Source organism: Cellulomonas citrea (assembly GCF_009829685.1).
GTDB lineage: Bacteria > Actinomycetota > Actinomycetes > Actinomycetales > Cellulomonadaceae > Cellulomonas > Cellulomonas citrea.
The window spans coordinates 1-4,389 of record NZ_VWSD01000195.1 but is presented as its reverse complement, the minus strand read 5'-3'; the positions used below and the strand labels follow the sequence as shown (position 1 = coordinate 4,389).

Annotated in this window: 4 protein-coding genes, 1 pseudogene and 1 riboswitch; of the genes and pseudogenes, 4 read left to right on the top strand and 1 reads right to left on the bottom strand. The window is 74.8% G+C overall.

What is annotated here, in order from left to right; all coding sequences use genetic code 11:
• Positions 1-81: 81 nt before the first annotated feature.
• Positions 82-864, bottom strand: a complete 783-nt coding sequence (locus F2B26_RS14755) for a hypothetical protein (protein WP_159810651.1) — start codon at positions 862-864, stop codon at positions 82-84.
• Positions 865-979: 115 nt separating this feature from the next.
• On the opposite strand from F2B26_RS14755, the gene F2B26_RS14750 reads away from it, so the two are divergent.
• The 4 genes and pseudogenes from F2B26_RS14750 to F2B26_RS14735 all read left to right on the top strand — a co-directional run.
• The gene (locus F2B26_RS14750; protein WP_235929699.1) at positions 980-1,573 is read left to right on the top strand and encodes a DNA-3-methyladenine glycosylase I; all 594 of its coding nucleotides are present in this window, start codon (positions 980-982) and stop codon (positions 1,571-1,573) included.
• 151 nt (positions 1,574-1,724) lie between these two features.
• A complete protein-coding gene (locus F2B26_RS14745; RefSeq protein ID WP_159810647.1) occupies positions 1,725-1,931 on the top strand; it encodes a hypothetical protein in 207 nt (68 codons plus the stop codon).
• A gap of 169 nt (positions 1,932-2,100) precedes the next feature.
• A riboswitch (SAM riboswitch) is annotated at positions 2,101-2,193 on the top strand.
• Between the two features lie 4 nt (positions 2,194-2,197).
• On the top strand, positions 2,198-3,184 hold the full coding sequence (locus tag F2B26_RS14740; protein WP_159810645.1) for a methylenetetrahydrofolate reductase: 987 nt from the start codon (positions 2,198-2,200) through the stop codon (positions 3,182-3,184).
• Positions 3,181-4,389, top strand: a pseudogene (locus tag F2B26_RS14735) (5-methyltetrahydropteroyltriglutamate--homocysteine S-methyltransferase); the annotation flags it as partial. The gene F2B26_RS14740 and the pseudogene F2B26_RS14735, both read left to right, overlap by 4 nt.

The window sequence follows — 4,389 nt, the reverse complement described above, 5'->3', positions numbered from 1 at the left end:
CGCACCGGTGCTCACCGACTTGTCCTGCACGAGCAGGTCGATGTCACTGGCACCAGCAATGCTCGCCCGGCTCGCCGTCGATCAGGGCTGGACGTGCTCGGCCGCGGCGAAGATGTTCATGGTCACCTCCTGCGCGGTGGTGACGACGGCCTCGGTGCCCGCGGCACCGGTGGCGACCGTGGCCTTCGCACCGTTCGTGGCCTTGCGCCCGTCCTTCGACAGGTCCACCCAGGTGCGGGTCACGGTGTAGGTCTTGTCGGCCGCCTGGACCGCGTCGAGCCCGGCCAGCCGCAGCACCGCACCGTCCTGGCTGCAGCCCACGCCGGTGCCCGCGTCGCCGAACCCGCGGTCGAAGGTGTACGGCGCGCCCTGGGCGTTGGCCGGGGCGGTCACCGCACAGCCGTGCAGGGAGTAGAGGAGCGCCTCGCGCCCCAGGTCGACGAGGGCGATCGGCTGGTCGCCCTGAACCACACCGACCACCGCAGCGGCCGGCAGCGGGCTCGCCGAACCGATCGCGGCCGAGAACGTGGCGCCCGAGGCGGTGGTGATGCCGAACCGTCGGTCCGCCCCACCGGTGAGCCACGCCTTGTCGGGCCGCCCGTCGCCGTCCACGTCGACGACCTCGCGCACATCGGCCCCCGCGGGGGTGGTCACCCCCGGGGTCGCGGGGCAGCCGGCGGAGGTCGTCGGGCGGGCGCTGGTCGACGTCGTCGCGGGTGCGGACGTCGTCGTGCTCCCGGTCGACGTGCCGGTGGTGGCCCGGTTGATGAGCAGCCCGGCCACCACGACGAGCAGCAGGACCACCACCACGGCGAGGACGATGATCCCGACGGGGCGGCGACGCGGCGCGGAGGGTCTGCTCATCGCACCGTTGTACCGCGACGGCGCCCGCACGTCGCGGCGCGCGCCGGTGAGTCCCGCCGCTGGCAGCCCGCACGTGCGGCCGGGGCGTGTGGGTGGGCCGCGCAAGGATGGACGCGTGACCTCGCAGCCCGCCGCGCCCTCGACCCCGTCGCCCGACGTCGCCCGCACCCGGTGCTTCGGCGGTGACGACCCGCTCTACGCCCGCTACCACGACGAGGAGTGGGGGCGGCCGGTGCACGGCGAGCAGCTGCTCTTCGAGCGGATCGCCCTCGAGGGCTTCCAGGCGGGCCTGTCCTGGATCACGGTGCTGCGCAAACGCGAGACGTTCCGCGCAGCGTTCGCCGGGTTCGACCCCGCGGTCGTCGCCGGGTACGACGAGCACGACGTGGAACGCCTCATGGGCGATCCGGGCATCGTGCGCAACCGGGCCAAGATCCTCGCGACCATCGCGAACGCCCAGGCGCTGCTCGCCCTGCACGAGGCCGGGGACACCCTCGACGCACTCCTCTGGTCGTACGCGCCGCCGGCCCGCAGCACCCCGGTGGCCTGGGCCGACGTGCCGGCCTCGACACCCGAGTCGGTCGCACTGTCCCGCGACCTCAAGCGCCGCGGGTTCAGGTTCGTCGGGCCGACCACGGTCTACGCCGCGATGCAGGCCTGCGGGCTCGTGGACGACCACGTCGCCGGGTGCTGGCTGGCCCGCACCTGACGAGGCCGTCCGCACCAGTGCCGGCCGTCCGCTCCTGTGCCCGCCGTCCCCGTCCGGGAAGGCCGAGGGTGGCGAGCGTCACGCGTCCGGACGGGTGAATCCGCACGACGCACCCGGGTCCGCGCTTGCGGCCCGTGCCTACCGTGGCCTCATGGCTGAGGACCGCACCCCGAGCGCCGCCGACACGCAGGTCATCGACGCGGCGCGACAGGCGCTGAGCGACTGCCAGTGCCCCGAGCCCGAGGTGCTGGGCGCCGTCGGCCTCGGCCTCGCCGCGGTCCCCGCCCCGGCCGACGGCGGACCGGTCCCGGCCGTGCTGCCCGGATCGAGCCACCCGCTCCAGCGCCGCAGCTGCTGAGGCCGGCGGGCACCGCGCCCGTCGAGGCCCGCCCCGGACCTGGTCCCCGGCGCGACCTCCATCGCCACCTCGCCGACCGCACCGCTGCCCGTCTCGGTGCCTCGGTCTCCGAGGTTCTCAGCAGCCGGGCAACCTTTGCCCACCATCTGGCCACCGGCTACCATCGGCGGAACCATCCAGAGCGGCCGAGAGACCTGGCTCGTCGACGCCGCAGCAACCCGCCCCTGTGGGGTGTGGGTGCTTCAGCCGGGACCGATGGAGAGCAGATGACCACGACAGTCGCGCGCGACGAGGCACCCGCCCCCCGGCGGACGGCACCGGCCGACCGGCCGACGGTGAGCTTCGAGCTCTTCCCGCCGCGGGACGAGGCCGGCGCGGACCGTCTCGTCGCCACGATCCGCGCCCTCGAGGCCGCCCGGCCCGACTTCGTCTCGGTCACCTACGGCGCCTCCGGCCGCACCCGCCAGACCACGCGCAGGCTCGTCGCGCAGATCCTGAACACCACCGCGCTCACCCCGATCGCGCACCTGACCTGCGTCGACGCCTCCCGCGCCGAGACTGTGGCGATCATCGAGGAGTTCCTCGACGAGGGCGTGCGCTCGTTCCTGGCGCTGCGCGGCGACCCACCGGCCGGGGTGACCGACTGGCAGCCGCACCCGGACGGCCTGCACACCGCGGCCGACCTCGTCACGCTGCTGCGCGAGGTCGAGGCCGCCCGCTGCGCCCACAGCCAGGCCCAGGTGGTGCGTGGCCTGGTCAAGCCGCTGTCGGTCGCCGTCGCCGCCTTCCCGCGCGGCAACCACGCGACCGGCGGCACCCGCGCGAACGATGTGGCTGCGCTGCTCGCCAAGCAGCAGGCCGGTGCCGACTTCGCGATCACCCAGGTGTTCTGGGACGCCCCGAGCTACCTGGCGCTCGTCGGCGAGGCACGGGCCGCCGGGGTCACCATCCCGATCATCCCGGGCATCCTGCCGGCGACCGACCCGGCCCGGCTGGTCCGCGTCGGGCGGCTCACCGGCGTCACCCCGCCCGAACAGCTGCTCGCCCGGCTGGCCGCGCACGAGGACGCCACGACCCGGCACAGCGCCGGCGTACGGGCCACGGCCGACCTGGTCAACGCCGTGCTCGACGGCGGCGCCCCCGGCATCCACATCTACACGTTCAACCAGCACCGGGCCGCGCTCGATCTGCTGGACCTGACCCACCTGGGCGGCGCGTTCGCGCCGCGCACCGAACCGAAGGACCTCGCATGACCACCTCGTTCCCCGCCGCCTCCGTCCTCGGCTACCCGCGGATCGGACCGCGCCGCGAGCTGAAGAAGGCGCTCGAGGCGTTCTGGGCGGGCAAGTCCGACGCCGCGAGCGTCGAGCAGGTCGCCGCCGAGCTGCGTCGCCGCACCCGCACCCGGCTCGCCGAGCTGGGGCTGTCGACGTCCGTCCCGGCCATCCCGAGCGCCTTCTCCTTCTACGACCACGTCCTCGACACGACGGCCCTGGTCGGGGCGGTCCCGGCGCGGTTCGCCGACCTCGTCGGCCCCGACGGGTCGCTCGACCTGGCCGGGTACTCCACGGTGGCCCGCGGTCGCGGTGACGACCTCCCGCTCGAGATGACCAAGTGGTTCGACACGAACTACCACTACCTGGTCCCCGAGATCGGGCCGGAGACGGTGTTCTCCTACGCCGGGCGGCGCCCGGTCACCGAGTTCGCCGAGGCACTCGCCGAGGGCGTGCTCACCCGCCCGGTGCTCGTCGGCCCGGTCACCTACCTGGCGCTCGCCAAGGCCACCGAGGGCTCGCCCGAGGGCTTCTCGCCGCTGGACCGCCTCGCCGACCTGCTGCCGGTCTACCAGGCGGTGCTCGCCGACCTGGCCGCCGCGGGCGCCACGTGGGTCCAGCTCGACGAGCCGGCCCTGGTGATCGACACGCTCGCCGTCCCGGCCGCCGCCGTCACTGCCGCGTACCAGGCGCTGGCCGGTGCCACCGACCGCCCGGCGATCCTGGTCGCCGCGCCCTACGCCGACCTGGGCGACCAGCTCGCGACGCTGGCCGCGACCGACGTCGAGGCGATCGGCATCGACCTGGTCCGCGGCTCGGCCCCCACCGCCGCGGTGCCCGGGCTGGAGACCAAGACCCTGGTCGCGGGCGTGATCGACGGTCACAACATCTGGCGCGCCGACCTGGACGCCAAGCTGGCTGTCCTCGAGCGGCTCGAGCTGCTGGGCGCCGGTGCGGTCACCGTCGGCACGTCGACCAGCCTGTTCCACGTGCCGCACACCGTGGCCGACGAGCCGGCGCTGGACACCACGCTCGCGTCCTGGCTGGCCTTCGCCGACGAGAAGGTGGCCGAGGTCGTCACGCTCGCCGAGGGTCTGGTCGAGGGTCGCGAGGCGATCCACGAGGCGCTGCTCGCCGCGTCCGACGCGCTCGCCGCCCGCGCCGCCGCCCCCGGCGTCGTGCGC